This window comes from Saccharopolyspora tripterygii (genome assembly GCF_054778355.1).
Genome location: NZ_BAAGZP010000004.1, coordinates 98,508 through 123,776, shown reverse-complemented (window position 1 = coordinate 123,776; position 25,269 = coordinate 98,508). Strand labels below are relative to the sequence as shown.

At 69.9% G+C, this 25,269-nt stretch carries 28 protein-coding genes; 13 read left to right on the top strand and 15 right to left on the bottom strand.

Annotation, left to right across the window (positions count from 1 at the left end):
* Positions 1 to 115: 115 nt before the first annotated feature.
* The 3 genes from ACYVF3_RS03295 to ACYVF3_RS03285 all read right to left on the bottom strand — a co-directional run bounded on the left by ACYVF3_RS03295 (position 116) and on the right by ACYVF3_RS03285 (position 2,713).
* On the bottom strand, positions 116 to 412 hold the full coding sequence (locus ACYVF3_RS03295; protein WP_461152756.1) for a hypothetical protein: 297 nt from the start codon (positions 410 to 412) through the stop codon (positions 116 to 118).
* Entirely contained in the window at positions 364 to 876 is a 513-nt protein-coding gene (locus ACYVF3_RS03290; RefSeq protein WP_461152755.1) for a hypothetical protein, read from the bottom strand. The genes ACYVF3_RS03295 and ACYVF3_RS03290 overlap by 49 nt, the downstream gene beginning before the upstream one ends.
* 67 nt (positions 877 to 943) lie before the next feature.
* A complete protein-coding gene (locus ACYVF3_RS03285; RefSeq protein WP_461152754.1) occupies positions 944 to 2,713 on the bottom strand; it encodes a DEAD/DEAH box helicase in 1,770 nt (589 codons plus the stop codon).
* A gap of 266 nt (positions 2,714 to 2,979) precedes the next feature.
* Here ACYVF3_RS03285 and ACYVF3_RS03280 point away from each other — a divergent pair, with 266 nt between their 5' ends.
* Entirely contained in the window at positions 2,980 to 4,113 is a 1,134-nt protein-coding gene (locus ACYVF3_RS03280; protein WP_461152753.1) for a YihY/virulence factor BrkB family protein, read from the top strand.
* Between the two features lie 27 nt (positions 4,114 to 4,140).
* Here the strand turns inward: ACYVF3_RS03280 and ACYVF3_RS03275 are convergent, their stop codons facing one another.
* Both ACYVF3_RS03275 and ACYVF3_RS03270 read right to left on the bottom strand, forming a co-directional pair.
* On the bottom strand, positions 4,141 to 4,395 hold the full coding sequence (locus ACYVF3_RS03275; protein WP_461152752.1) for a DUF3039 domain-containing protein: 255 nt from the start codon (positions 4,393 to 4,395) through the stop codon (positions 4,141 to 4,143).
* Between the two features lie 85 nt (positions 4,396 to 4,480).
* Positions 4,481 to 4,828, bottom strand: a complete 348-nt coding sequence (locus ACYVF3_RS03270; RefSeq protein ID WP_461152751.1) for a DUF3099 domain-containing protein — start codon at positions 4,826 to 4,828, stop codon at positions 4,481 to 4,483.
* Positions 4,829 to 4,971: 143 nt separating this feature from the next.
* Between ACYVF3_RS03270 and ACYVF3_RS03265 the strand changes: the two genes are divergently transcribed.
* Entirely contained in the window at positions 4,972 to 5,646 is a 675-nt protein-coding gene (locus ACYVF3_RS03265) for a lysophospholipid acyltransferase family protein (RefSeq protein WP_461152750.1), read from the top strand.
* Positions 5,647 to 5,668: 22 nt separating this feature from the next.
* Here ACYVF3_RS03265 and ACYVF3_RS03260 read toward each other — a convergent pair whose 3' ends face one another.
* Positions 5,669 to 6,412: a GntR family transcriptional regulator gene (locus tag ACYVF3_RS03260; protein WP_461152749.1), complete on the bottom strand. Its 744-nt coding sequence runs from the start codon at positions 6,410 to 6,412 to the stop codon at positions 5,669 to 5,671.
* 134 nt (positions 6,413 to 6,546) lie between these two features.
* On the opposite strand from ACYVF3_RS03260, the gene ACYVF3_RS03255 reads away from it, so the two are divergent.
* Together ACYVF3_RS03255 and ACYVF3_RS03250 are read left to right on the top strand one after the other, a co-directional pair.
* On the top strand, positions 6,547 to 6,777 hold the full coding sequence (locus ACYVF3_RS03255) for a hypothetical protein (protein ID WP_461152748.1): 231 nt from the start codon (positions 6,547 to 6,549) through the stop codon (positions 6,775 to 6,777).
* A gap of 2 nt (positions 6,778 to 6,779) precedes the next feature.
* On the top strand, positions 6,780 to 7,058 hold the full coding sequence (locus tag ACYVF3_RS03250) for a hypothetical protein (protein ID WP_461152747.1): 279 nt from the start codon (positions 6,780 to 6,782) through the stop codon (positions 7,056 to 7,058).
* Here the strand turns inward: ACYVF3_RS03250 and ACYVF3_RS03245 are convergent.
* Positions 7,018 to 7,596 (bottom strand): HhH-GPD-type base excision DNA repair protein, encoded by a 579-nt coding sequence (locus tag ACYVF3_RS03245; protein ID WP_461152746.1) that lies wholly within the window; start codon positions 7,594 to 7,596, stop codon positions 7,018 to 7,020. The two genes, ACYVF3_RS03250 and ACYVF3_RS03245, sit on opposite strands and share 41 nt — an antisense overlap.
* 203 nt (positions 7,597 to 7,799) lie before the next feature.
* On the opposite strand from ACYVF3_RS03245, the gene ACYVF3_RS03240 reads away from it, so the two are divergent.
* The 3 genes from ACYVF3_RS03240 (at position 7,800) to ACYVF3_RS03230 (ending at position 9,130) form a co-directional block, all read left to right on the top strand.
* Positions 7,800 to 8,531 (top strand): hypothetical protein, encoded by a 732-nt coding sequence (locus ACYVF3_RS03240; protein ID WP_461152745.1) that lies wholly within the window; start codon positions 7,800 to 7,802, stop codon positions 8,529 to 8,531.
* A gap of 120 nt (positions 8,532 to 8,651) precedes the next feature.
* Entirely contained in the window at positions 8,652 to 8,816 is a 165-nt protein-coding gene (locus tag ACYVF3_RS03235; RefSeq protein ID WP_461152744.1) for a hypothetical protein, read from the top strand.
* The gene (locus tag ACYVF3_RS03230) at positions 8,813 to 9,130 is read left to right on the top strand and encodes a helix-turn-helix domain-containing protein (RefSeq protein WP_461152743.1); all 318 of its coding nucleotides are present in this window, start codon (positions 8,813 to 8,815) and stop codon (positions 9,128 to 9,130) included. Before ACYVF3_RS03235 ends, ACYVF3_RS03230 begins: the two co-directional genes overlap by 4 nt.
* 88 nt (positions 9,131 to 9,218) lie before the next feature.
* Here the strand turns inward: ACYVF3_RS03230 and ACYVF3_RS03225 are convergent, their stop codons facing one another.
* Together ACYVF3_RS03225 and ACYVF3_RS03220 are read right to left on the bottom strand one after the other, a co-directional pair.
* Positions 9,219 to 9,935, bottom strand: coding sequence for a class I SAM-dependent methyltransferase (locus ACYVF3_RS03225; RefSeq protein WP_461152742.1), 717 nt, complete (start codon positions 9,933 to 9,935; stop codon positions 9,219 to 9,221).
* A gap of 32 nt (positions 9,936 to 9,967) precedes the next feature.
* Positions 9,968 to 10,540 carry an isochorismatase family protein gene (locus ACYVF3_RS03220; RefSeq protein ID WP_461152741.1) on the bottom strand — a complete coding sequence of 191 codons (573 nt, stop codon included), beginning with the start codon at positions 10,538 to 10,540 and terminating at the stop codon, positions 9,968 to 9,970.
* Between the two features lie 120 nt (positions 10,541 to 10,660).
* Between ACYVF3_RS03220 and ACYVF3_RS03215 the strand changes: the two genes are divergently transcribed.
* From ACYVF3_RS03215 to ACYVF3_RS03205, 3 genes are all read left to right on the top strand, one after another.
* Entirely contained in the window at positions 10,661 to 12,175 is a 1,515-nt protein-coding gene (locus tag ACYVF3_RS03215) for a DUF7782 domain-containing protein (RefSeq protein ID WP_461152740.1), read from the top strand.
* The gene (dtd, locus tag ACYVF3_RS03210; protein ID WP_461152739.1) at positions 12,172 to 12,597 is read left to right on the top strand and encodes a D-aminoacyl-tRNA deacylase; all 426 of its coding nucleotides are present in this window, start codon (positions 12,172 to 12,174) and stop codon (positions 12,595 to 12,597) included. The genes ACYVF3_RS03215 and dtd overlap by 4 nt, the downstream gene beginning before the upstream one ends.
* Before the next feature lie 325 nt (positions 12,598 to 12,922).
* Entirely contained in the window at positions 12,923 to 13,894 is a 972-nt protein-coding gene (locus ACYVF3_RS03205) for a sigma-70 family RNA polymerase sigma factor (RefSeq protein ID WP_461152738.1), read from the top strand.
* A 284-nt stretch (positions 13,895 to 14,178) separates the two neighbouring features.
* On the opposite strand, the gene ACYVF3_RS03200 is transcribed toward ACYVF3_RS03205, so the two are convergent.
* A complete protein-coding gene (locus ACYVF3_RS03200) occupies positions 14,179 to 14,892 on the bottom strand; it encodes a tyrosine-protein phosphatase (protein ID WP_461152737.1) in 714 nt (237 codons plus the stop codon).
* Between the two features lie 198 nt (positions 14,893 to 15,090).
* Between ACYVF3_RS03200 and ACYVF3_RS03195 the strand changes: the two genes are divergently transcribed.
* Complete coding sequence (locus ACYVF3_RS03195) at positions 15,091 to 16,746, top strand: fumarate hydratase (RefSeq protein WP_461152736.1); 1,656 nt, start codon at positions 15,091 to 15,093, stop codon at positions 16,744 to 16,746.
* 215 nt (positions 16,747 to 16,961) lie between these two features.
* On the opposite strand, the gene ACYVF3_RS03190 is transcribed toward ACYVF3_RS03195, so the two are convergent.
* The 5 genes from ACYVF3_RS03190 to ACYVF3_RS03170 all read right to left on the bottom strand — a co-directional run bounded on the left by ACYVF3_RS03190 (position 16,962) and on the right by ACYVF3_RS03170 (position 23,242).
* Positions 16,962 to 17,375, bottom strand: a complete 414-nt coding sequence (locus ACYVF3_RS03190; RefSeq protein WP_461152735.1) for a hypothetical protein — start codon at positions 17,373 to 17,375, stop codon at positions 16,962 to 16,964.
* A gap of 143 nt (positions 17,376 to 17,518) precedes the next feature.
* Positions 17,519 to 18,400, bottom strand: a complete 882-nt coding sequence (locus ACYVF3_RS03185) for an alpha/beta hydrolase family protein (RefSeq protein WP_461152734.1) — start codon at positions 18,398 to 18,400, stop codon at positions 17,519 to 17,521.
* A 42-nt stretch (positions 18,401 to 18,442) separates the two neighbouring features.
* Positions 18,443 to 21,118, bottom strand: a complete 2,676-nt coding sequence (locus ACYVF3_RS03180) for a bifunctional acetate--CoA ligase family protein/GNAT family N-acetyltransferase (RefSeq protein ID WP_461152733.1) — start codon at positions 21,116 to 21,118, stop codon at positions 18,443 to 18,445.
* A 12-nt stretch (positions 21,119 to 21,130) separates the two neighbouring features.
* On the bottom strand, positions 21,131 to 22,306 hold the full coding sequence (locus ACYVF3_RS03175) for an acetoin utilization protein AcuC (protein ID WP_461152732.1): 1,176 nt from the start codon (positions 22,304 to 22,306) through the stop codon (positions 21,131 to 21,133).
* Between the two features lie 84 nt (positions 22,307 to 22,390).
* Positions 22,391 to 23,242 (bottom strand): sulfurtransferase, encoded by an 852-nt coding sequence (locus ACYVF3_RS03170; RefSeq protein WP_461152786.1) that lies wholly within the window; start codon positions 23,240 to 23,242, stop codon positions 22,391 to 22,393.
* A gap of 122 nt (positions 23,243 to 23,364) precedes the next feature.
* Between ACYVF3_RS03170 and ACYVF3_RS03165 the strand changes: the two genes are divergently transcribed.
* Both ACYVF3_RS03165 and galK read left to right on the top strand, forming a co-directional pair.
* Positions 23,365 to 24,060: a metal-dependent transcriptional regulator gene (locus ACYVF3_RS03165; RefSeq protein WP_461152731.1), complete on the top strand. Its 696-nt coding sequence runs from the start codon at positions 23,365 to 23,367 to the stop codon at positions 24,058 to 24,060.
* Positions 24,057 to 25,235 carry a galactokinase gene (gene galK, locus ACYVF3_RS03160; RefSeq protein WP_461152730.1) on the top strand — a complete coding sequence of 393 codons (1,179 nt, stop codon included), beginning with the start codon at positions 24,057 to 24,059 and terminating at the stop codon, positions 25,233 to 25,235. The genes ACYVF3_RS03165 and galK overlap by 4 nt, the downstream gene beginning before the upstream one ends.
* Positions 25,236 to 25,269: the final 34 nt, after the last annotated feature.

Here is a 25,269-nt window from a genome sequence, read left to right as displayed (position 1 = left end):
ACGACCCCGCAAGATCATCGCCCCGGCTCCGGCAACGGGCAGTTTTGGTCCGAACTGACCCGGCGAAACGGACATTGATCATGGACGGTTCGGACCAAAACTGCCCACTGCCCCACTACGCGGAGGTGACCTCGTCCTCTGAGGTTCCCGAAGCTTCGGGCTCTTCGGCGGGGTGCTGGGTGAAGGCTTCGGTGGTGACGTCGCGGACGAGCTCGACGACGCTCGGCCCGTAGCTCTCGGACTCGACGACGCGCAGCAGCACGCAGAAGCGCCCCCGGAGCCCGTGAGCGCGCGTGAGCCGATGGAACTGCGCGTCGAGGTAGCGCGCGGCGGCGCGGTTGGCGATCGAGGTCTGACCGCAGATCACGAACGCGGGCTTGTCCCTCTTGTCCCGGACGACCTTGGCCAGCAACGCGTACTCGGCCCGGCCCGTGTTCGACGGATAGGTCTGCCCGCCACCGTGATCGCCGTCCGCTCCTCCGACTCCCCGATCCGCACGCCCGGCAGCACCGACCGCACGTGGGCCTCGGTCCGCCGGTTGGCCACCGGGCCGCCGATGCAGAACTCGGCCTTGTCGGCGAGCCCCTGGTAGACCTGGTCGTGGAAGATCACCTCGGGTTTCGCGCCGCACTCCCCCAGGATCGACGAGAGGTCGAGCATCGCGGCGGCGTCGTTGCGGTGGACGCTGCGCTCGTTGTCGGCCGAGACCATCCGCGGCACCACGAGCAGGCACTCCTCACCGCTGCGCAGCCCGAAGAACGCCTGCTTGCGCCGCAACCTGCGCAGCCGCAGCAGGCGACCGGAGAGCCAGACCACCGAGCCGGTGATCACGCTCGCGATGATGTTGAGCCCGATGTTCCACGCGTCGCCGGTCACGCCCGCTCCAAGATCGTCGCTCTGGCGGGTGACAGGTTAGCCGGACGGCGGCACCCGCATCAGGCGATCACCAAGAACGGAGCGTGGCGATCCGCTCTTCGAGCTGCTCGACGGTGGCCATGGCGGTCGGCGGACCGCCACACGCCTTCTGCAGCTCGTTGTAGATCTTGCCGTGCGGCTTGCGGGTCCGGTGGTTGTGCAGCGACACGAGGGTGTTGAGCTCCTTGCGCAGCTTCTGCAGCCGCTCCTGGACGCTCTGCGGACGGGACTGCTGCTCGGCCTGCTCGGCGGCCTTCGCGGCCTTCGCCTCGGCCTCGCGCTTGCCGACGTCCTCCAGCTGCTGGGACTGGCGCTGCCGCAGCAGCGCCTTCACCTGGTCCGGCTCCAGCAGACCCGGCAGCCCGAGGTAGTCCTGCTCCTCCTCGGTGGTGCTGAACGCGGCCGTGCCGAACGACGAACCGTCGTAGATCACCTGGTCCAGCTCGGCGTCGGCGCCCAGCGAGGTGAACGCCTTCTCCTCCTCGCCGGGCTCGTCGCGCTGGGCGTTGGCGGCGGCGACGAGCTCGTCGTCCCAGCCGTCCTTCTCCCGGTGCGGTTTGCCCAGCACGTGGTCGCGCTGCGCTTCGAGCTGACTGGCCAGCTCCAGCAGCACGGGCACGCTGGGCAGGAAGATGCTGGCGGTCTCCCCCGGTCGGCGGGACCGCACGAAGCGGCCGATGGCCTGGGCGAAGTACAGCGGCGTCGAGGCGCTGGTGGCGTAGACGCCGACGGCCAGGCGCGGCACGTCGACGCCCTCGGACACCATCCTGACCGCGACCATCCACTTGTCGTCGGACTCGGCGAACTCACCGATCCGCGACGACGCCTGCGGGTCGTCCGAGAGCACCACGACCGGATCCGAACCGGTGATCTGGTGCAGGGCCTTGGCGTAGGCCTTGGCCGTGGGGTGGTCGGAGGCGATCACCAGGCCGCCCGCGTCCGGGATGCCGCCCTGGCGGAGCTGTTCGAGTCGGGTGTCGGCGGCCTTGAGCACCGCGGGGATCCACTCGCCGGAGGGGTCCAGCGCGGTCCGCCACGCCCGGGCGGTCTGCTCGGCGGTCAGCGGTTCGCCGAGGCGCGCGCTGAACTCGTCGCCGGCGTTGGTGCGCCAGCGCGCCTCGCCGGAGTAGGCGAGGAACAGCACCGGCCGCACGACGCCGTCGGCGAGCGCGTCGGAGTAGCCGTAGGAGTGGTCGGCGCGGCTGCGCAACGACCCGTCGGCGTCGGGCTCGTAACCGATGAACGGGATCGGCGAGTCGTCGCTGCGGAACGGCGTACCGGTCAGCGACAGCCGCCGCACGGCGGGGGTGAACGCTTCCCGGATCGCGTCGCCCCAGGACTTGGCGTCACCGGCGTGGTGCACCTCGTCCAGGATCACCAGCGTCTTGCGGCGTTCGGTGCGCACCCGGTGCAGGTTCGGGTGGGCCGCGACCTGCGCGTAGGTGACGACCACGCCGCGGTAGTCGCTGGAGGTGATGCCGTCGGCGTTGCGGAAGTTCGAGTCCAGCGGGATCCCGGCGCCACCTGCGGCCAGCGCCCACTGGTGCTTGAGGTGCTCGGTCGGCGCGACCACGGTGACCTGCTCGACCGTGCGGTCGGCGAGCAGCTCGGCGGCCACCCGCAGACCGAAGGTCGTCTTGCCCGCGCCGGGCGTCGCGACGGCCAGGAAGTCCTGCGGCTGGTTGGCCAGGTACTTGGTCAGCGCTCGCCGCTGCCAGGCGCGCAGTGGCCGGGACGGGGCCTGCGAGGGATCGCTGAGAACAGATCGGACGGAATAGTCGAGTTGCGCTTCGGACACGCCGGCTCGCCGCTCCCTTCCTCGTTTTCCCCAAACCGGATGGTGCGGGCACATCCGTTGAGCCCCACTACCGCCGTGCTCCCTCGAACGAGGGATTGACCGGAGAACTGGATCAACCAGCACCGATCAACTTCTGGCGGACCGCCGTGCAGCTTACCTCCGCGCTCGGGTCGACACCGGTTCGGCCGATCGAGACGGTTCCGACACTCCGGTTTCAACACCTCGACGCCTACGCGCGGGAGCTATGAAGCATCCTTGTAGGCGACATGGGTTCGCCGAGTTCGCCAGACAGCCAGGGGCGCAGCGCGACCGCAGCGCGGGACGAGGTCCCGGTGCGCCGCGGTCCCCTGCGCCTTGTCGTGCGGACCCTGGACAAGGCGTGGTGGGACAACATCTTCTCGGAGTCCGCGGCCGCCGCGTTCTGGCAGACGATGTCGCTGCCGCCGCTGCTGCTGGGCCTGCTGGGCAGCCTGGGCTACCTCGGTGACTGGTTCGGTCCCGCGATCGTCGACGCGGTGCACGACAAGATCCTGGCCTTCTGCCGCACGGTGTTCACCGGTGGTGTCGTGGACCAGATCATCGGTCCGACCGTCGGCGACATCCTGACCAAGGGCCGCAGCGAGATCGCGTCGATGGGTTTCCTGCTGTCGCTGTGGGCCGGGTCGTCCGCGCTGGCCTCGCTGGTGGACTCGATCACCCAGGCCTACGACCAGTACCTGGTGCGCAACAGCGTCTGGCAGCGGATCGTGGCGCTGCTGCTGTACCTGGTCGGACTGGTGCTGGCGATCATCGGGATGCCGGTGGTGGCGCTGGGCCCGGAGTGGTTGCCGACGGTGTTCCCGCACGCGCTGCAGGACGACATCACCTGGCTGATCCACGCGATCTACTACCCGGCCACGGCTGCCGGGCTGGTGATCGCGCTGGCGACGCTCTACAGCGTGGCGCTGCCGCGGAAACTGCCCTGGTACCGGGGAATCCCGGGCGCGCTGCTGGCGATGGTGCTGTTCCTGGTGTCCAGCTACGGCCTGCGGGTCTACATCACGTGGATCACCAGCACCGGCTACACCTACGGCGCGCTGGCCACGCCGATCGCCTTCCTGCTGTTCGCGTTCTTCATCGGCTTCGCGATCATCATGGGCGCGGAGTTCAACAACGCGATCCAGGAGATGTGGCCGGCGAAGATGACCCGCCGGGAGCGGCGGCGCTGGCGGCGACTGGAGATGCGGCGGCTGGCGCAGCGGATGCACACCGAGGACGGCTACCGCGCGTGGCGCGAGGACAAGACCCGCGCGCAGGAGGACGATCCGGAGCCGCCGGCCTCCGCCCCCGAAGCACCGCACACCAACGGCAAACCGGTGGCCTTCAAGCGCGCCGGACACCCCGAACCGCACAGCGGCTGATCCGCGGCGGTTCGGGAAGCGCCCCGCTCACTCGTCGCCGCCGCCACCCGTGGGCAACGACTCGAAGATCTCCTTGCAGTCCGGGCAGACCGGAGAACCGGGCTTCGCGGACTTGGTGACCGGGAAGACCTCACCGCACAGCGCCACGACGTGAGTGCCCATGACCGCGCTCTCGGCGATCTTGTCCTTCTGCACGTAGTGGAATACCTCGGGACGGTCGTCGCTGGTCTCTTCAGCGGTCTCGTTCCGGGTGTCGGTCTCCGGCAGCGTCATCGTGCTCATGCCACCAATGATGCCGCACACCGCATGCGATTGTCCGCAGCGGTCCCGCTCCCGCCACGGCGGTGATCGTCCTGGGCAGGGCCGGTCAGGTGCCTTCGATGACCTGGTGCCCGGGCGACTCGATGCTGCGGTGCGAGCGGCGAAACCGGTTGACGTCCTCGGACTTGGGAGCGGGCCGGTCGTTGGCGATCAGGACCGCCATCCACGGCAACGGGATCGAAATCGCCAGGATGATCAAGGCCAACCACCACAGGTGCCACACCTGGAACACCACGACGGCACCGATCAAGCACGGGATGCGGCTGGCCATCATCAACGCGTACCTGCGGCGGCGAAGAGCCTGCTGATCGTCCATCGACGGCTGGGCCTCGGTGATCAGCACCGGGGTGTCGTCACGATGTGAAGTGTTCACGACGCTACCTCCGACCTCCATGCTCCCACTCGCCGGCGGACCCGCATACCCCCGGGATCCCGGCGATTACCCCCACCGGTTGGCCTGCGCGCCGCACCCGCGAAACCTCGGCGAGTTAGATTCGAGGGGGAGCGGAAAGACCTCGGAGCGGGAGAGACCACACAATGCTGTACGCGGTGAGCAAACGGGTCGTGGGTGCAGTGGCCAGGTCGGTCTACCGCCCGAAGATCATCGGCGCGGAGAAGGTGCCCACGACGGGACCGGTGATCCTCGCTCCGAACCACCTGGCGGTGCTGGACAGCTTCATCGTCCCGCTCGTGCTGCCGCGCCCGGTGGCCTTCCTCGCGAAGGCCGAGTACTTCCAGGGCACCGGTTTCAAGGGCGGGCTGAGCAAGTGGCTGTTCACCTCGCTGGGCGCCATCCCGGTCGAGCGGGGCCGCGGCCGGGCCGCGCTGGAAGCGATCGGCGCGGCCGAGGAGGTGCTGCGCAACGGCGGTGCCTTCGGCATCCACCCGGAAGGCACCCGCTCCCCCGACGGCCGTCTGTACCGGGGCCGCACCGGCGTCGCCCGGCTGGCGCTGAACACCGGCGCCCCGGTCGTCCCCGTGGCGCTGACCGGCACCGACAAGCTCCAGCCCCGCGGAACCAGGATCCCGCGCCGGGCCGCGGTCACGGTCCGCTTCGGCGACCCGCTGGACTTCGCCCGCTACTCGGGCATGGAGGCGTCCCTGCCGGTCCTGCGGTCGATCACCGACGAGATCATGTACTCCATCTCCGAGCTCTCCGACCAGGAGTACGTCGACAAGTACCAGAAGCCCGGAGCAGCAGCCGCAGCCTGAGCAGCGCTCGGCTGGGATCCGATCAGATCGCGTCCCAGCCGTAGCGGAGCTCGTACCCGGCGCCCGACATCACCATGTCGTTCACCTCGACGACGCGCTCCCCGCTCCAGGTGCGCCGACGAACGGTGAGCACCGGGCCGCTGCCCAGACCGAGCAGTTGACGCTCGTTCGCGTCAGGCATGCGGGCACCGACCACCTCTTCATGCCTGGCGATTCCGAGCCCGAGCTCTTCCAGGCGGGCGAGAGCACCACCAGGTCCGGTCTCGACCTCTTCAAGAGCGCTTCCCCGGGTGATCTCCCGAGGCAGCCGCGACACCGCGAGCATGACCGGCTGTCCGTCGGCGCGCATCACCCGATCGCGCACGCAGATCTCGGCATCTTCCGCCACGCCGAGGAGTTCGGCGAAGTCCTGTGCGGGTTCGAACCACACGCGCACCGAGGCGGCCGGGGCGAACCCTTGGGCATCCGCTTCCGCCAGGAAGGCGGCCTTGTTCTGGTCCCGGCGGGCCTTCGACAAGCGATCCCGGGAGTCGAGCCGCTGAACCACGGTCGGCGGTGACACGAACACCCCGATGCCGTGGCGCATCTGAACCAGACCGGCATCGCGAAGCTCCCTGAGCGCCTGCCGGACCGTCGTGCGCGAGGCGTCGAACTGCTCTTGCAGCGCCTGCTCGGTGGGCAGCTTGTCACCCACGCTCAGCGATCCGCTGTCGATCTGGCCTCGCAGCGTGGCGGCGATCTCCTGGTACTTCGCTGCGGCGGACATCGGAAACACCTCGCACTAGACGACTCAGTCCTCCCAAACGAGTGTCTCACCTTGCCTCACCAGAGACGGCGCCGCTACCTTCGTCGTGAAGTTGTATGAGACGACTGTGACGACTGATGCAAGCGGGCGATGCCATGTCAGCGACGACCGAGCCAACGCCACCCACGCGTCTCGGCGGCGTGATCAGGGTCGGCCGATTCGAGATCGACCTGGAGGTGGCGGTGGTCGACGGGCGGGAGTGGTTCTGCTGCCCGGTCGGTGGGATGCGCTGCGGCCGCGTTCTCGTCGACTTCGGCGTGATGGGCCTGGACTGCATGGCCTGGCACGTCCAGCACGTGCACTTCGCCTACCTGACGGGGGTATGACCGTGGCCAAGATCCCCTGCCAGTGGCTCTACCTGGGCGGGTTCACGTTCCGGTGGGGCCGCGGGGACCCCGCGATCGACGTGTTGCGCGGAGATCCGGGACCGGTGCACGAAGACGACCTGCGGATCGCGTCCATACCGGTCGAGCACAGCTGGGCCGACGTCCGCGACCTGGACAAGCAGGCTCGCGCCTGGCTGCGCGCCACGGCAGCCCGGCGGGCCGCCGCAGCGCGCGGTGGGCCTACTTCGACGCCTTCGCGGCGGCCTTCTGGGCCTTCTTGAAGGAGCGGACCTCCTGGAGGGTGTGCTCGTCGACGACGTCGGCGATGGAACGACGCGCGTCCTCGTCGCCATAGGCTCCGGCCGCTTCCCGCCAGCCCGCCGGCTCGACACCGCGCTGCTTCCCCAGCAGCGCGAGGAAGATCCGGGCCTTCTGGTCGCCGTAGCCCGGCAGGGCCTTGAGCCGCTTGAGGACTTCCTTGCCATCCGGGTCGCCGTCGGTCCACAGCGCCTCGGTGCGACCGTCGTAGTGCTCGACGACGTGCTGCGCGAGGGCCTGGACGCGCTTGGCCATCGAACCGCCGTAGCGGTGGATCGCCGGTTTCTGCACGCACAGCTCGACGAACTCCTCCGGATCGCAGTCGGCGATCGTGGCGACGTCGAACCCGCCCATCCGGTCAGCGATCTTCTTCGGACCGGCGAACGCCAGCTCCATGGCCACCTGCTGATCGAGGAGCATCCCGGTGAGCAGCGCGAACGGGTCGTCCGAGAGGAGCTTGTCGGCGTCGGCGTCGCCGGTCAGGTGCAGCGCTTGGGGCATGAACCCATCCTGGCACGCGCCCGAACCGGCAACCACGCCACCGCGCTCAGGCAGCGATGACCGGCCCAGTGCTGGGTGATGGGAGGCAAGCTGTCCCCGTGCGGTCCTGGATGTCGAGCCTGGACCTGGCCACCCGTCTCTTCTGGCGGCTGCGCGGTCGCCGCGTCGATCTCGCTCACGCTTAGCAGTGGTTGGACGCACCGATGAGCGATGGGGAGACGGTCGGCGATACGTGGGTGCGAGCCGCCACGACCGACGGTGACGGCGAGGAGGCCACCGGGTTGCTCGCGGACATGTCGCAGCTGGACGGACCGACCTTCCGAGCGGCCGACCTGCGTCCGGAGATCCGGGACTTCTACGAACGCACCTCGAAGTGGCGCATGGAGGTCTGGACCCAGTGGAACCCGGTCTTCCAACCAGGCGGCGAGCTCGTCTCCCGGCTGTTCGGGCGCCGCGTGCAGCAGCTCGCCCTGCCCACCCGTCCGCTCGACGTCGCCCACGGCATGGACAGCAGAGTCGTTCCCATCACCGGGGCCGGTGGAGACCAGGTAGCCGCCGCGTGGATCCGGACGCTGAGGTCGACCGGCGAGTACGTCTACAGCGGCTGCTACACCACGCGGACGCTCCCGGGTTCGCGAAACCCGAGCGTGCACGTCGCGTTCCCGCTCGAATCGGGAAACGTCCAGGTGTTCCTCGACCCCGTCGCGCTGCCCGGCGGCGAGCTGGAGCTGCGGTCACCGGCGGGGGCGTTCGGCCAGAACGGCGCCTACGTCGTCGTCGAGTCCGGCGGACGTTCGTTCGCCGCGCGCATCCCGATCCACGAGACGTTCCACCTCCACGTCGACGACGAAGGCTCGGTGCGAACCGATCACACCCTCGCGCTGCGGTCCGCTCAAGTGGTCCGCCTGCACTACAAGCTCAGCCCCGGAACATGATCCTGCCCAGTTCACTCGGCTCGGCGGGTTCAGGGAGGCAATCGATCACCAGCACGGCGAAGTGCGCGAACCTGATCCCAAGATCCATGTCGGCTCGACCAGGATCGAGAGCAAGGAGGCATGACCATGACCGACTCCGGCGAGTCCGCCCGGCGTGCGCGCCACGACGCGATTCGTGCTCAGGTCGCTGACGAGGAGGGTGAAGCGACTGACGACGAGGCGGCCGAGAACTCAGCCGCTCTCGACGTTGCGCTCCACCTGCGCATCGAGGAGGGGCAGCGATGACCGGATATACCAACTGGCGCGATGTCCGAAGTGACTTCGTGGAACGTGCCGGTGGCGAGGAGGCCGTGGCCGCAGGCAAGGAAGCGATGCTCGCAGAAGTACTCGGATATCGACTTGCCGAAATTCGGCGCAACCGTGGCCTCACCCAACTGGAGGTCGCGGACCGGATGGGGGTGACGAAGGGACGGATCTCCCAGATCGAACAGGGCAAGCTCGCAGGGCAAGATGTGCTGGCTCGGTATGCGGCAGCCCTCGGGGGCCGACTGCACCAGTCGATCTACTTCGACGACGGCGGCATCGCCGCCATCGCGTAGTCCGTCCGTTGGGGCTGAGACGCGCAACGGGGAGTTGGGGCGGCGGGGCACCCAACTGCCTCTGACGTGCTGCTCCCGAGGTAGGAGCTCAGTCGGCTCGGCGGGTGATGAAGACGTGCTCCTCGTCGGGCCGGTCCGGGGCTTCTCGCACCTCGACGATCTCGAACCCCGCTTCGACGAGGGAGGTTTCGATCTCCTCGCGGGTGCGGAAGCGGAGGGTGGACTCGCTGGTGAGCTCGTCGCCGTCGGCGAAGCGGTAGGTGCTGCGGAAGGAGATCAGCGGCGGGCTCACGTCGGTGAGCTCGTCGGTTCGCTCGACGCGGCCCTCCCCCGGGATCTCGACGCTGGTGGTGCCGGGCCACCGCTCCCACGCGCGGCGCTCGGGCTTGCGGGTCTCGAACGCGAAGTGCGTTCCCGGGCGGAGCGCGGCGCGGACGCTGAGCAGCACTCGGGTCCACTCCTCGTCGGTGCTGAAGACCTGCGCGACGTTGCCGGTCATCACCGCGAGATCGGCCGCGATGGTCGGCAGGATCGTGGCGTCGCAACGCACCCAGACGATCCGCGCGGAACTGTCCTTGGACCTGGCGACCGCCAGCGACGCCTCGGCGGGGTCGGTCCCGACGACCGTGCGCCCGGTCTCCTCCAGCAGGATCGCCAACGATCCGGTCCCGCACCCCACGTCGAGAACCCTGGCCGCACCGAGCTCGTCGGCGATCCCGACATAAGCGGTGAGGTCGGCGCGGTCCGATTCGAACGCGTCGTAGAGCGGCGCGAGCCGGGGATGAGCGAACATCGCGTCAGGCACCGGCCGAATCTAGCCCCGCGCCCACGGGCTGGCTACCGCCTTTTCGCCGATGCGGACGCGAAGTCCACGTCCGCCGTGCTGACCGTGCCCGCGGTGCGGCCGGGCGCGACCTGGTAGCGCCAGTACAGGTTGGTGTGCGCGATGACCTCTTCCGGCGTCGGCGCGCCGTACTGGCTGAGATCGCTGGTGGTGTGGGCATCGGCGACCAGGGTCGTGTCGTAGCCGCGGGTGAACGCGCCGTGCAGAGTCGACCGCACGCACTGGTCGGTGGCCGCCCCGGCGACCACCAGCCTGCCGATGCCGCCGGTGGCGAGCAGGTCTTCCAGATCGGTGCCCTCGAAGGCGTCCCCGTAGGACTTGTGCACCAGCGACTCGGCGTCACCGCGGTCGAGCTCGGGCACCAGCTCCCAGCTCTCGCTGTCGCGGACCAGTCCGTCGTCGTGGTGCTGGACCCACACGACGTCGACACCGGCCGCGCGGGCCCCGCGGACCAGGTCCCCGATGTTGGCGACGATCCGATCGCGGTCGTGGGCGTCGGCCACGACCCCCTTCTGCACGTCGATGACCAGCAGCGCGGTGTTCGGTCGATTCTCCAGAGTGGTCATGACAGCTCCCCCGTCGTGGACACCTCGATGCTAGGCCGCACCACCGACGGCGTCCGGGCCCGCGACCGCCCGGTCGAGTGAGCGGGTGGGCCGATCGGTGGGCGTGTGAGGATTCAGGACGTGATTCCAGATCTGTCCGCTGACCGCATCGACCGACTCCGCGACGCCTTCCGCGACGCCTCCTACGACGCCGACGGCGTCCTCGACCTGCTCGGCCACTCCGCCCACGCCGCGCTCGGTCGCGGTGAACCCGTGCCCGCGCTGCGCGCGGCCGAGGGCGCGGGCCCGCTGGGCACCCTGGTCCGGCTGTTCCTGCTCGGCCAGGCCGAGGAGCGCGCCGAGGTGCAGGCCGCGCTCGGCTCCCTGGACGTCGACGAAGCGCTGGCGGCAGGCATCCTGACCGCCGACGGCGAGCTGCTGCGCGCCGGGCTCGACATCCGCCCCCACGGCGAGGGCGAGCACTCCTGGTGGGTGGTCTCGGACCTGGACTCCGACCTGCGCGGCGGCCGTCCCCTCGACGCCGACCACGTGCTCGGTGTCGGGCACGCCTCGTTGAGCCTCGTGCGCGCCACCACCCGGCGGGAGGTCGGTTCCGTGCTCGACCTCGGCACCGGCTGCGGCGTCCAGGCGCTGCACGCGAGCACGCACGCGAAGAACATCACCGTCACCGACCTCTCCGAGCGGGCGCTGGCTCTGGCCGGGGCGACGTTCCGGTTCAACGGCGTCGACGCCGAGCTCGCCGCGGGCGAGTGGTTCGACCCGGTCCGGGGCCGCCGGTTCGACCTCGTGGTGTGCAACCCGCCCTTCGTGGTCGGGCCACCGCGCACCGACTTCACCTACCGCGACTCCGGGTTGGCCGGTGACGACGCGAGCGCGCTGGTGGTGCGCCAGCTGCCGTCCTTCCTCAACGAAGGCGGCACCGGGCAGCTGCTGGCGTCCTGGGTGCACCGGGACGGCGAGGACTGGGAGGACCGCGTCGCGTCCTGGCTGCCACCGGGCGCGGGCGTGGACGCCTGGTTCGTGCAGCGCGACGTCGCCGACCCGGAGCTCTACGTCGGCACCTGGCTGCGCGACGCGGGCTACGACCCGCGCTCCGAGCAGGGGATCCGCAAGGCCGCCGAGTGGCTGGACTGGTTCGAGGCCAACGACGTGATCGGCATCGGGTTCGGCTTCGTCACGCTGCATCGGACCGACGGTCCCGGCGAGGTCGTCTGCGAAGACCTGCGGCACGCCTTCGACGACCCGCTGGGTCCGGAGTCCGACGCCTGGCTGCGCAGGGTCGAGTGGCTGCGCGCCCACGACTCGGACGACGACCTGCTGGCAGCGCGCCTGGTCACCGCCGACAGCACCCTGCTGGAGCAGGTGTCGAGTCCCGGGGACGAAGGCTGGGAGCCGATCGTGCACCGCTTGCACCGCAGCGACGGACCGGGCTGGCAGCACGAGATCGACGAACTCGGCGTCCGGTTGCTGGCCGGTTTCCGGGGCGCGCTGCCGCTGGAGGAACTGCTGGAGCTCCTGGCGCTGGGATACGGCGAAGACGCGGAGGAGTTGGCGGGCGCCGCGATTCCGATGGTGCGCGAACTCATCCGGCACGGAATGGTCGTTCCGGCCGAATGGGAAGGTGATGATCGGTGAGGGCAATCGTCACGCGGGTCACTCGCGCCTCGGTAACGGTCGACGGTGAAGTCGCCGGCAAGATCGAAGAACCCGGCCTGTTGGTGCTATTGGGTGTGACGCATTCCGACGGCCGTGAGGAAGTCACGAAAATGGCCCGGAAACTGCACGAGATTCGAGCCCTGCGGGACGAGGAGTCGTGCGCCACGACCGGTGCCCCGCTGCTCGTCGTCAGCCAGTTCACCCTCTACGGATCGACCAAGAAGGGACGCCGCCCGTCGTGGACCGAGGCGGCCCGCCCGGAACAGGCCGAACCGCAGGTGGAGGCCGTCGTGGCGGAGCTGCGCGAGCGGGGTGCGCGGGTGTCGACCGGGGTGTTCGGCGCGACGATGGCGGTCGAAAGCGTGAACGACGGGCCATTCACACTTTTGGTTGAGGTCTAAATGTAACGAGAGCTCTCAGGAAATCCTCAGGCTCGGGGGCGCAACGGATGTGACGGCCGCGACGTCTTCGAATCGAGAACTTCGGGAACGAATTCGCCGCGCCCGTCGTTTTCCAGGTAACGAAGCTTCGACGGCCGTGCCGACAGCGGTGACCGAACAGCTGCGAGTTCCGACGGAACGGACAACCGCGGCACCGACCCGACACCCGTGGAAGAACGTCGACGCGGAAGGCCCGGTAATACCGAGCGTACGCGTCTCCCGCACCGCGCACCGATGCGTCGGTGTGAATTGCGCCCCGCCAGCCAGCCCGTCAGGGAGGGAGCTCATGACCGTCCCGCAGACCACCAAGCCAGACGTCGCCGTCGCCGAAGAACTGGACACCCAGGGACCATCGGCCGACCTGGTGCGCGTCTACCTCAACGGCATCGGGCGCACCGCGCTGCTCACCGCACAGGAAGAGGTCGACCTCGCCAAGCGCATCGAGGCCGGAGTGTTCGCCAAGCACCTGCTGGAGGACAGCAAGAACCTCTCGCCCGAGCGGCGCTCCGACCTCAATGCCGTGGTGCGGGATGGCCGGCGCGCGAAGAACCACCTGATGGAGGCCAACCTCCGCCTGGTCGTCAGCCTCGCCAAGCGCTACACCGGCCGCGGCATGCCGCTGCTCGACCTCATCCAGGAGGGCAACCTCGGGCTGATCCGGGCGGTGGAGAAGTTCGACTACACCAAGGGCTTCAAGTTCTCGACCTACGCGACCTGGTGGATCCGCCAGGCCATCACCAGGGGCATGGCGGACCAGAGCCGCACCATCCGGCTGCCCGTCCACCTGGTCGAGCAGGTCAACAAGCTGGCCCGCATCAAGCGCGACCTGCACCAGAAGCTGGGCCGCGAGGCCACCGACGACGAGCTCTCGGAAGAGGCCGGCATCCCGGTCGAGAAGATCCTCGACCTGATGGACCACTCCCGGGACCCGGTGAGCCTGGACATGCCGGTCGGCGCCGAGGAGGACGCCCCGCTGGGCGACTTCATCGAGGACTCCGAGTCGGCTGACGCGGAGAACGCGGTGATCTCCGGGTTCCTCCAGGACGACCTGCGCAGGGTGCTGTCGACGCTGGAGGAGCGCGAGCAGGCGGTCATCCGGATGCGCTACGGCCTGGAGGACGGCCAGCCGCGGACCCTGGACCAGATCGGCAAGGCGTTCGGCCTGTCCCGCGAGCGGGTCCGCCAGATCGAGCGCGAGGTCATGTCGAAGCTCCGCCAGGGCGACCGGGCCGACAAGCTCCGCGCGTACGCCAGCTGATCCCGACCGGAGAACGCCCCTCCCCTCCTGGCCTGGAGCGGGAGGGGCGTTTCTCGTGTGACGGAAGTGACGCGTGGGGACGTCCGAGGCCGATCCGCATCACTTTGCACCCGATCGGCTCGTTGACCCGGGCGTGGGGAGGAGGCGAAGATCTTCTTCCCGTTGCTTGAGCGGTGGGGTCCTCCACCGCTTGCTGGAGGAGGCCGGACTCGTCGAAAAGGCGGGTCCGACCTCCTCACCTAAGAAGAGGTTTTCAGAACCGCTGGGCCCACGCCTGAGACGGCTCAGCTGCCCAGGAACTTCGCCTGCCAGCGGTTGAGCTCGTCGTCGGTGACGCCGTGCTCGCTCAGCCAGCCCGCGGCCCCCTGATGGGCGTCGAAGATCTCCAGCACCCGCTCGATGGCTTGGGTCGGCGTGGCCAGCAGCTCGGCGACCATCTCCTCGTCCACGCCCGGCGGGAGTTCCGGCGCCTCGTTGAGCCGCTGCAGGACGCGGAACATGTTCTTGTCGGTGCGCACGTAGTCGGCGATGATCGCGTCCGGGCGCACGCCGACGGCGCTGAGCAGCATCGCCGAGACGACCCCGGTCCGGTCCTTGCCCGCAGCGCAGTGCACGAGCGCCGGACTCTCGGCCTCCAGGACGTGCCGGAAGACCTCGACGAGCTTCTTCGGAGCGCCTTCGAGCATCCCCTGGTACAGCAGGGTCAGCTCGTGCGCGGAGCCGTCGTCCTCGGGCTTGTCCAGCCCTTCCAGAACCCGGACCCGGTGCACCTGGGCGACCGGTGCCATCGAGTGGGCGTCCTGGGTCTCGGCGGCCTCGCGCAGATCCACCACCACGCGCGGCGGCCAGCTGGTCAGCCCCTCGGGATCGCCGTCACCGGGGTGCGGGGCATCGCTGCGGTACACCACCCCGGAGCCGGTCAGCCGGCCGTCACCGGCGGGCTGACCACCCAGGTCGCGGAGGTTGACCAGTTGATCGAGCGCGTCCGACGTGGGCATGCGGCCTCCGATGCGATGGGAGCGGTACCGGGCGTCCGGCCCCGAGAATCTCAAGCCGACGAGGTTTCGACCAGGGCACCCCGGACGCGTCGCCGGGCCGGTCTCCGTCACACATAGCCCACCCATGTGGACGGCGTGATCCGCAAGGCGGTTACATGAGTGCACGCGTAACCCGAACGCGCGCAAAGGAGCCGCGACGTGACCACCACGAATTTCGACTTCACCGAGGTGCTCCCCCTCGGCCCCGACGACACCGAGTACCGCCTGGTGACCGATGAAGGCATCAAGGTCGTCGAAGCCGCAGGACGCCGCTTCCTGGAGATCGAACCCGCCACGCTGACCTCGCTGGCCGCCGAGGCGATCAAGGACATCCAGCACCTGCTGCGTCCCTCGCACCTCGCCCAGCTGAAGTCGATCGTGGAAGATCCCGAGGCCAGCGCGAACGACCGCTTCGTGGCCACGGACCTCTTGCGCAACGCCTGCGTCTCGGCCGGCGGCGTGCTGCCCATGTGCCAGGACACCGGCACCGCGATCGTCATCGGCAAGCGCACCGAATCGGTGCTCACCGGCGGTCAGGACGAGGAATCGCTGGCTCGCGGCATCTTCAACGCCTACCAGGACCTCAACCTGCGCTACTCGCAGATGGCGCCGCTGAACTTCTGGGAAGAGCGCAACACCGGCAGCAACCTGCCCGCCCAGATCGAGCTGTTCAACAAACCGGGCACCGACCCGTTCTACGAGCTGCTGTTCATGGCCAAGGGCGGCGGCAGCGCCAACAAGACGTTCCTCTACCAGGAGACCAAGGCGCTGCTGAACCCGACGCGCCTGGGCCGCTTCCTGGAGGAGAAGCTGCGCTCGCTGGGCACGGCCGCCTGCCCGCCGTACCACCTGGCGATCGTCGTCGGCGGCATGTCCGCCGAGTACAACCTCAAGGTCGCCAAGCTCGCGTCCGCCCGCTACCTCGACGAGCTGCCGCGGGAGGGCTCGGGATCCGGGCACGCGCTGCGCGATGTCGAGATGGAGCAGCAGGTCCTGGAGATGACCCGGCAGTTCGGCATCGGGGCGCAGTTCGGCGGCAAGTACTTCTGCCACGACGTCCGCGTCATCCGGTTGCCCCGGCACGGCGCCTCGCTGCCGGTGGGCGTCGCCGTGTCCTGCTCGGCGGACCGACAGGCGAAGGCCAAGATCACCCCGGAGGGCGTGTTCCTGGAGCAGCTGGAGCGCGATCCGGCGAAGTACCTGCCGGAGGTCTCCGACGAGCAGCTCTCCGACGAGGTCGTGAAGATCGACCTCAACCGGCCGATGGGCGAGATCCGCTCCGAGCTGTCGAAACTGCCGGTCAAGACGCGCGTTTCGCTGACCGGCCCGCTCGTCGTCGCGCGCGACATCGCGCACTCCAAGATCGCTGAGCGACTGGACGCGGGCGAGCCGATGCCCGGCTACATGCGCGACCACCCGGTCTACTACGCCGGTCCGGCCAAGACCCCCGACGGCTACGCCTCGGGTTCGTTCGGACCGACCACGGCGGGCCGGATGGACTCCTACGTCGAGCAGTTCCAGGCCGCCGGTGGCTCGATGGTCATGCTGGCCAAGGGGAACCGGTCGAAGAAGGTCGCCGATTCCTGCCAGAACCACGGTGGGTTCTACCTCGGTTCGATCGGTGGACCCGCGGCGCGTCTGGCTCAGGACTGCATCCGCAAGGTCGAGGTGCTGGAGTACCCGGAGCTGGGCATGGAGGCGGTCTGGCGCATCGAGGTCGAGGACTTCCCCGCTTTCGTTGTCGTCGACGACAAGGGCAACGACTTCTTCGCCAACTCCACTCAGCCCACGCTGCAGATCTCCTTCGGCAGCTGAGCTGCGGGCGGATCCGCCCGAGAAACACGACTGGCGACCGGTCTTGGGCTCACCCGCGATGTGCGGGTGAGCCCAAGCGGCCGCGGTCATCCCGCTGCGAAAGCCCGCGTCAGAACAGGTCTGCCGGACCCGGCGCACCGTGGAGCCCCACCTCCGGCGGCGAACCGGATTCCGCGTGCGCGGCGGAGGCAGGTTTCCGCCGCGCTACAGCCGGATCAGCGCGGAACCTTCACGTCCTTCTGCTCCAGAACGACCTTTCGCCCTTCCAGGGGTGCGTCGAGGCTGACCGCCACCGGCGGGTACCTCAGGTCCATCGTGCAAACACCCGGCGGGTCAGGCGTTTCCTCCACCAGGATGATCTTCACGTGGTCCGCGGTCTGCTCCCCCAGTTCGGCGCGCACCTTGCTGCAACCGCCCTCCTGACCGGAGGCGACCACTGCGGTACCGTTGTCCTGGGTCCAGACCTTCTTCGGATATCCTCTTGGCAGCTGCGAGAGGTCAACGGCCTCCGCGGCCACGGGTGTCCGTTCCGGTTCAGGCTTGGCCTGAACGGGTCCGGCCGGGACCGGCGGCTGACCACCGAACCCCACGTCGTCGGTCGGCTGTTGAGCGCAGGCTGCCAAGGCCACTAGCAGACTCCCCGCGCCCACTGCGGTTTGTAGGCGTCTCATACCTACAAGACGGAGGCGCGGGAGTCTGCGGTTGCGTCCTGGACCGTTCGGATGGGTCCACACCTTTCACACTATTCGCCCGGTGGTGCGCGAACCCGCCGTCACCGCCCGAGGACGCCGTTCATCCACTCCTCGATCCAGGCGGCCATCTCCGCGGAGTTCCGCGTCCACTTGAAGTGGTCGACCGGCCCGCCGGCGTCGTCGGCGGTGTAGTGGCGCGCGGTGCGATCGGCGCGGGTGGAGTGCTTGACCAGGTCCGCCATCGCCGAGGACGGCGCGAGCTCGTCGTTCTCCACGGTCACGGTGAGCAGCGGGGTGGTCACCTCGCCCATGGCCGCGTCGTAATCGAGGTCGGAGCCGGTCAGCCGCCAGCGCCCGGTGCGCGCCTGCCGCGCCCAGTCCCGCATCAGACCCGTGGCCTGCTTACCGCCGAAGGCGAAGCCGGGCCAGTAGCCGAGCAGCGTCGAGCCGATCGCGATCGCCTGGGTGCCCATCAGCGAGTAGTAGTACTTGGCCAGCCCGGGATAGGCCCGGTACCAGACGGAGCCGGTCGCGATCAGCGCTGCGCCCTGAACCCTGCCGGGGTTGGCGGCGGTGTGCAGCAGCGCGATCTGACCGCCGAGGCTGTGCCCCAGGACGAACCGGGGGGCCTTCGGGAAGACCGATTCGACGAGGTCGAGCACGGCGTCGAGGTCGTTGACGAAGTCCTGATAGCCGAAGCGGACGCCGCGCTGGGCCCGGGGCCGGTTCTCGCCCTGGCCGCGCACGTCGAACGACACGACGGTCATGCCCAAGCGGTGCAGCTCAGCCGCGAACCGCCGGTAGTAACCGGCCGGGACGCCCATGGCCGGTGCCAGGACGGCGACCGGCGCGGTCGGGTCGTCCTGCTGCAACGCGCGCACCTTGATCCGGTACTGGCCTGCGGGGACCACGCCGACCACTGGTGCGGGTGCGTCGACTTTCCGGGTCGTGACCTCATCCACGCGCACAGATTAACGGAACTAGTACGTTTCGGTCTGTGTCCCCTATCGCAGTCTGCGCGGTCCGGTGTCCGGAACGGCCGACGAGGCGCCCAACGACACCCGGGCACCGGTGACGGCGGCACCGGACGCGGAGGCCAGCACCGGTTGCAGCACCAGCTGCCGCACCTCGGGGAGGTCCTCGGCCAAGGTCGCCACCCGCAGCACCAGGTCCTCCAGCGCGGACAGGTCAGCGGGTTCCACACCCCGGTACCCGGCCAGCAGCGGAGCCGCCCTCGGGGCTCGCACCAGGCTCGCCACGTCCACGTCGGTCAACGGCAACGCCCGGTAGGCCTTGTCCCCCAGCAACTCGCTGGCGACGCCGGAGAGCCCGAAGGAGACCAGCGTGCCGAACGACGGGTCGTCCAGGAGGTCGATCACGCACGACGTCCCCCGCCCGGCCATCCGCTGCACGTAGACCTCGTCGATCCCCGACACGCGCTGCACGTCGGCGTAGGCCGTGCGCACCGCGTCCTCGTTGCCCAGGTCCAGCCGGACCCCGACCAGGTCGTTGCGGTGCCGGAGCTTGGCGCTGGTCGACTTCAGCACCACCGGGTAGCCCAGCTCCTCAGCCGCGGCCAGCGCAGCGTCCACGTCGGCGACCTTGCGGAAGGGCACCACCTCGATGCCGTAGCAACCCAGCAGGCGCACGGTGCGCTCGTCGCCCAGCTCAGCGACACCCTCCGAGAGCCACTGCTCGACCAGCGAACGCGCCTGCTCGGCCTCCACCTCCGGCCGCACGAAGTGCCCCTTGGGCGCGGCGCGCCACTTCGCGTAGCGGGTCACGCGGGCCAGCGCGAGCACCGAGCGCTCGGGCGACGGGTAGGAGGGGACGGATCCCTTGCCGGTGATGCCGTCCGGGCCGGGCACCACCAGCTCGTCCGGCACGCCTTCGGCCGCCAGGAACGTGGTGACCACCGGCTTCGAGCGCGCGGCGTCGGCCTCCTGCAGCGCGTCCCGCAGGGCTCTCGCGTACGCGGTGCCGGGCACGGCCACCGGCGGGGCGAACACGGTGATGAGCGCGTCCACGTCGCTGCGCGCGGCCGCGTCCCGCACGGCCGCGGCGAACTCGTCCGGTTCGGCCGCGGCCCCGACGTCGACGGGTTCGTGCGCCAGCTGCAAACCCTGCGCCTGAGCCACGTCCGCGGCGATCATGCCCAGCGCCGAGGAGTTGCCGACGATCGACACCCGGTCGCCCTGCGGCAGCGGCTGGTGCGCGAGCAGCAGCGCCGTGTCGAACATCTGCGCCACCGACTCGACGCGGATCACGCCCGACTGCTCGAACAGCGCCTGGACGCTCGTCTCGTCGATCTCGACCGTGGTGGCCGCCAGGCCGGCGCGCACCGCGTTGCGCCCGGACTTGACCACCACGACCGGCTTGCTCAGGGCGAGCCGCCTCGCCAGCCGCCCGAACTTGCGCGGGTTGCCGAAGGACTCCAGGTACAGCAGCACGACGTCGGTGGCCGGGTCGGTCTGCCAGTACTGCAGCAGGTCGTTGCCCGAGAGGTCGGCGCGGTTGCCCGCCGAGACGAACGTCGAGAGCCCCAGGCCCCGCTCGGTCGCGGTCTCCAGGATCGCCACGCCCAGCGCGCCCGACTGGCAGAAGAAACCGGTGCGGCCGCGCCCGGGCAGCTGCGGGGCGAGGCTGGCGTTGAGCCGGAACTCCGGGTCCGGGTTGACCACGCCGAGCGCGTTCGGGCCGACGACCCGCATGCCGTGCACGCGCGCTGCCCGCACCATCTCGCGCTCGACCTCACGTCCGGCGGCGCCCGATTCGCTGAACCCGGAGGAGACGATGACCAGCGCCTTGACGCCCTTGGCCAAGCAGTCGTCGAGGACTTCGGTGACGCTGGCCGCCGGGATCGCCACCACCGCGAGATCGACCTCGTCGGGGATGTCGAGCACCGAGGCGTAGGCGCGCACCCCGCGCACCGAGCGGTGCTCCGGGTTGACCGGGTAGACGGGGCCGGTGAAGTCCGCGGTGAGCAGGTTCGTCAGCACCGCGTGGCCGATCTTGCGGTGGTCGGTGGAGGCACCGATGACCGCGACCGATCGAGGACGCAGCAGGTTGTGCACGCTGCGGGCCTCGGCGGCCTGCTCTCGGGCCCTGGCGACCGCCACCGACTCCTCGGTCGGGTCGATGTCGAACTCCAGGTGCACGACGCCTTCCTCCATCGCCCGGCTGACCTGGTAGCCGGCGTCGCGGAAGACCCGCACCATCTTGGAGTTCTCGGCCAGCACCTCGGCCACGAAGCGCCGCAGGCCGCGTTCCTGCGCCGCTGCCGCGAGGTGCTCCAGCAGGATCGAGCCCAGGCCGCGACCCTGGTGGCCGTCCTCGACCACGAAGGCGACCTCGGCGGACTTCTGCTCGCCGAGCCGGTCGAAGCGGCCCACGGCGACGATGTCATCGCCCAGCAGCGCCACCACGGCGATCCGGTTGACGTAGTCGACCTGCGTGAACCGCCGCACGTCGCGCTCGGGCATCCGGGGATACGGACCGAAGTACCGGTAGTACCTGGTCCGATCGCTGAGCCGCCCGTGGAAGGCGATCAGCTTGTCCTTGTCGGCCGGGACGATCGGCCGAAGGTGCACGGTGCCGCCGTCGGAGAGGACCACGTCGGCTTCCCACTGCCGCGGGTAGTCCTGCTGCGGGCCCGTTTCCTCTCCCAGCTCTTCGTCCACTTCGGACACTCCTCAGTCGCGCGTGTCGGCCGGGTCCAGCCCGAGCAACGGGAAGACCGCGTGCCGGGCGTCGCGGATCGCGGTGTCGACCGTCGACGAGGTCACCCCGGTCCAGCGTTCGAAGGACGGGTCCGCCCCGTCCGACATGGACGTCGGCATCGGCACGTTCTGCGCCCGCCGGACGGCGTGCGCGATCCAATCCTCAGGGATGGTGGTCTCCGGCGCGATGTCCCGGTTCAGCAGCGTGGCCAGCAGGTGGGTCCACGCCCTGGGCACCACCCGGAACAACGAGTACCCGCCACCTCCCAGCGCCAGCCACTTGCCGCCGGCGTAGGTCTCCGCGAGCTCGCGCAGGCTCTGGTAGGTCGCGCGCTGGCCGTCGACGCTCAGCGACAGGTCCGCCAGCGGGTCGTCGCGGTGGGCGTCGGCGCCGCACTGGGTGACCAGCACCTGAGGGCGGAACTGCTCCAGCACCGAGGGCACCACGGCGTGGAAGGCGCGCTGCCAGTCCCCGTCGCCGGTGCCCGGCGGCAGCGGGACGTTGACCGCCGTCCCGTCCGCGTCTCCCCTGCCGACCTCGGTGGCGAAGCCGGTGCCCGGCCACAGCGTGACCGGGTGCTGGTGCAGCGAGATCGTCATCACGCGCGGGTCGTCGTAGAAGGCCGCCTGCACGCCGTCGCCGTGGTGCACGTCGACGTCGAGGTAAGCGATGCGCTCGACGCCCTGCTCCAGCATCCAGGCGATGGCCACCGAGCAGTCGTTGTAGACGCAGAACCCGGCCGCGTGATCGGCCATCGCGTGGTGCAGCCCGCCTGCGATGTTGACCGCCCGGTCCGCGCGGCCGGACACGATCTGCTCGGCGGCCTTGATCGACGCTCCCGCGATCAAGGCCGACGCCTCGTGCATCCGGTCGAAGATCGGGTTGTCATCGGTGCCCAGCCCGTGCCCGACCTCCCAGCCGCTCAGCGGCGCGGCGCGAACAGCGGCCATGTACTCGGCTGTGTGCACCCGCAGCAGGTCCTGCTCGGAGGCGGGCTCGGGCTTGATCGTCTCCACCTCGCTGAGGAGCCCCAGCGAGTCGGCGAGCCGCATGGTCAGGTCCAGGCGGATCGGGTGCAGCGGATGCTGCCCTCCGAGGTCGTACTCGAGCAGCTTTTCGTCCCAGACCACGGCCAACTGAGAACCCATGGGCGGGACGCTACCCGCCGGAGGCCCGCCGACACAGGGTCTCGACGACGCGACCCGCCGAAGTGGATCGATCTCGCCGAGCGCTCAGCCCGCCTCCGCCCCGGTGGCCGCAGGACGCTCCGGATCCGCCGACCAGTTCGACCACGAGCCCGCGTAGAGCGCTGCGGGGTTCCCGGCGTCGGTGATGCCGGCATGCTCCAGGGCCAGCAGCACCGAGCAGGCCGTGACGCCCGAACCGCAGTAGGCCCCGACGGGATCGCTGCCGGTGACCCCCATCGCCGCGAAGCGCTCGGCCAGCTCTGCGGGCGAACGCCAGCGCCCCGTCTCACCGATGTGCTCGCTGAACGGCGCGTTGAGCGCGCCCGGGACGTGCCCGGCGCGCGGGTCCATCGGTTCCACGTCTCCCCGGTAGCGCTCCGGAGCCCGTGCGTCGAGCAGCGCTCCCTCGCGGGCCAGCGCAGCGGCCTGGTCGGCGTCGATCACCGGCATGGAACCGGCGCGCACCCGGAACCCACCGGGCCCGGGATCGGGAACCTCGGTGGTCGTCGGCTTGCGCTCCGCGGTCCACGCCGCGTAACCACCGTCGAGGACCGCGACCGAGCGGTGCCCGGCCCAGCGCAGCAGCCACCACGCCCGCGCCGCCGCCGAGCCGTTGTCCGCGTCGTAGACCATCACCGGGCGGTCCGCGTCCACCCCGGCTTCGCGCAGCACCTCCTGGAACGACGCCGGGTCCGGCAGCGGATGACGACCCGCCGGGCCCGGTTCGGCCGCGAGCTCGGCGTCCAGGTCCACGAAAACCGCGCCAGGCAGGTGCCCTTGGGCGTAGTCCTCCCGTCCGGGTGGGCCGAGCAGGGACCACCGCACGTCGAGCAGTGTCGGGTGCGGGTCCGCGCTCAGGGCGGACATGAGATCATCAGTACTGATCAACGTATGCATGACGGCCTTTCGAAGCCCGCCGACGAGGTCGGTCATAATCTTTGGCTGTCAACTCCCCGGCCACTGACCGTTGTCGCTGGCAGCGGCTAGCATCGTGGTTGGGACTTGAATGGGGAGCCGACGTGAACGATCTCATCGATACCACTGAGATGTACCTTCGCACCATCTACGACCTCGAGGAAGAGGGCGTGGTGCCGCTCCGGGCCCGAATCGCCGAGCGCCTGGAGCAGAGCGGACCGACCGTCAGCCAGACGGTGGCCCGCATGGAACGCGACGGACTGCTGAGCGTCGCCGAGGACCGCCACCTCGAGCTGACCAAGGCCGGCCGCGCCCGCGCGATCAGCGTCATGCGCAAGCACCGCCTCGCCGAACGGCTCCTCGTCGACGTGATCGGCCTCGAGTGGGAGCACGTGCACAACGAGGCCTGCCGCTGGGAGCACGTGATGAGCGAGGCCGTCGAGCGCAAGCTGGTCAAGCTCCTCGGCGGCCCCACCACCTCCCCCTACGGCAACCCCATCCCCGGCCTCGACGACCTCGGCATCGACCACGTCGAGACCGCGGCCGACGGCGAGCTCCAGCGGGTCGACGAGATCGCCCGCAACGGCGGTGGCCGCGCGGTCATCCGCCGCATCTCCGAGCACGTGCAGCTCGACCCCGACCTCATGACCGACCTCAAGGAGGTCGGCATCGTGCCCGGCAACGAGGTCGAGATCATGTCCGTGGTGGGCGCGAACAAGCCGATCGAGGTGCGCGGCCGGACCGGCAACGCCGAGCTGACCTCGAGCATCGCGCACGCGGTGATGGTGACCGCCAAGTGACGGTCGCCGATCGCGCGGCGGAGCTGTTCGCCGCGGAGCACGGCCGCGCTGCCAGCGCGGTGTGGTCGGCCCCCGGAAGGGTCAACCTGATCGGTGAGCACACCGACTACAACGACGGTTTCGTGCTCCCGATGGCGATTCCGCACCGCGTGGCGGTGGCCGTGGGCCCGCGCGAGGACCGCAAGCTCGTGAGCACGACGCTGGGCGACGACGGCGAGCTGCACCAGGCGGACGAGGTCGTCGTCGACGAGCTTCGCCCGGGGTTCCCCACCGGCTGGTCGGCCTTCCCCGCCGGTGTCGCGTGGGCGCTGCGGGAAGCAGGTCACGCGATCCCCGGCCTGAACCTGATGATCGTCGGTGACGTCCCCACCGGCGCCGGACTCTCCTCCTCCCACGCGCTGCAGTGCGCGCTCGCGCTGGCACTGCTCGATCACGTGGGCCTGGCACCGGGAGAGCCGGGCGCGCCGAGCCTGGCGGAGATCGCGCGGCTGGTGCAGCGCTCGGAGAACGACTACGTCGGCGCGCCGACCGGTCTGCTCGACCAGACGGCATCGCTTCGCTGCGTCGAGTCCCGCGTCCTGTTCTTCGACGTCCGCACCGGCGATTCCGAGCAGGTCCCGTTCGACCCGCGCAGCGCCGGTCTCGAACTGCTCGTCATCGACACCCGCGCGAAGCACTCGCACAGCGAATCCGGTTACGGAGAACGCCGGAAGGGCTGCGAGCGGGCTGCGGACCTGCTGGATGTGAAAGCACTTCGCGACATCTCGGTGGCGGAGCTGCCGACGGCGACGCAGAAGCTTCCTGATGAGCTCCAGCCGCTGGTCCGGCACGTGGTGACCGAGAACGAACGGGTGCTCTCGACCGTGGAGCTGCTGCGCTCCGGCGGGTACGCCGAGATCGGCCCCTTGCTCAACGCCTCCCACGCCAGCCTCCGCGACGACTACCGCGTCTCCTGCCTCGAACTCGACGTCGCAGTGGACGCAGCGGTGCAGTCCGGTGCACTGGGCGCCCGGATGATCGGCGGCGGCTTCGGCGGTTCGGCGATCGCCCTGATCTCCAGCGCCGACCGGGACCGCGTCGAGTCCGCCGTCCGCGCCGCGTTCGCCGAGCGGAGCCTGACCGAGCCGCGCGTCTTCATCGCGATACCCTCCGCCGGTGCGGGGCGGGATCTGTGACGAGCCGGTCGCCGGCCGCTTCCCGCTGAATCGG

What these genes read in the sequence shown, in the direction of transcription:
- ACYVF3_RS03245 (WP_461152746.1), bottom strand. Translation starts at nt 7,596, where the DNA reads ATGCCCCAAGCGCTGCACCTGACCGGCGACGCCGACGCCGACAAGCTC.
- ACYVF3_RS03200 (WP_461152737.1), bottom strand. Translation starts at nt 14,892, where the DNA reads ATGCCCACGTCGGACGCGCTCGATCAACTGGTCAACCTCCGCGACCTG.
- ACYVF3_RS03205 (WP_461152738.1), top strand. Translation starts at nt 12,923, where the DNA reads ATGACCGTCCCGCAGACCACCAAGCCAGACGTCGCCGTCGCCGAAGAA.
- ACYVF3_RS03235 (WP_461152744.1), top strand. Translation starts at nt 8,652, where the DNA reads ATGACCATGACCGACTCCGGCGAGTCCGCCCGGCGTGCGCGCCACGAC.
- ACYVF3_RS03240 (WP_461152745.1), top strand. Translation starts at nt 7,800, where the DNA reads ATGAGCGATGGGGAGACGGTCGGCGATACGTGGGTGCGAGCCGCCACG.
- ACYVF3_RS03280 (WP_461152753.1), top strand. Translation starts at nt 2,980, where the DNA reads ATGGGTTCGCCGAGTTCGCCAGACAGCCAGGGGCGCAGCGCGACCGCA.
- ACYVF3_RS03220 (WP_461152741.1), bottom strand. Translation starts at nt 10,540, where the DNA reads ATGACCACTCTGGAGAATCGACCGAACACCGCGCTGCTGGTCATCGAC.
- ACYVF3_RS03260 (WP_461152749.1), bottom strand. Translation starts at nt 6,412, where the DNA reads ATGTCCGCCGCAGCGAAGTACCAGGAGATCGCCGCCACGCTGCGAGGC.
- ACYVF3_RS03255 (WP_461152748.1), top strand. Translation starts at nt 6,547, where the DNA reads ATGTCAGCGACGACCGAGCCAACGCCACCCACGCGTCTCGGCGGCGTG.
- ACYVF3_RS03265 (WP_461152750.1), top strand. Translation starts at nt 4,972, where the DNA reads ATGCTGTACGCGGTGAGCAAACGGGTCGTGGGTGCAGTGGCCAGGTCG.
- ACYVF3_RS03275 (WP_461152752.1), bottom strand. Translation starts at nt 4,395, where the DNA reads ATGAGCACGATGACGCTGCCGGAGACCGACACCCGGAACGAGACCGCT.
- ACYVF3_RS03170 (WP_461152786.1), bottom strand. Translation starts at nt 23,242, where the DNA reads ATGCATACGTTGATCAGTACTGATGATCTCATGTCCGCCCTGAGCGCG.
- ACYVF3_RS03230 (WP_461152743.1), top strand. Translation starts at nt 8,813, where the DNA reads ATGACCGGATATACCAACTGGCGCGATGTCCGAAGTGACTTCGTGGAA.
- ACYVF3_RS03175 (WP_461152732.1), bottom strand. Translation starts at nt 22,306, where the DNA reads ATGGGTTCTCAGTTGGCCGTGGTCTGGGACGAAAAGCTGCTCGAGTAC.
- ACYVF3_RS03270 (WP_461152751.1), bottom strand. Translation starts at nt 4,828, where the DNA reads ATGGAGGTCGGAGGTAGCGTCGTGAACACTTCACATCGTGACGACACC.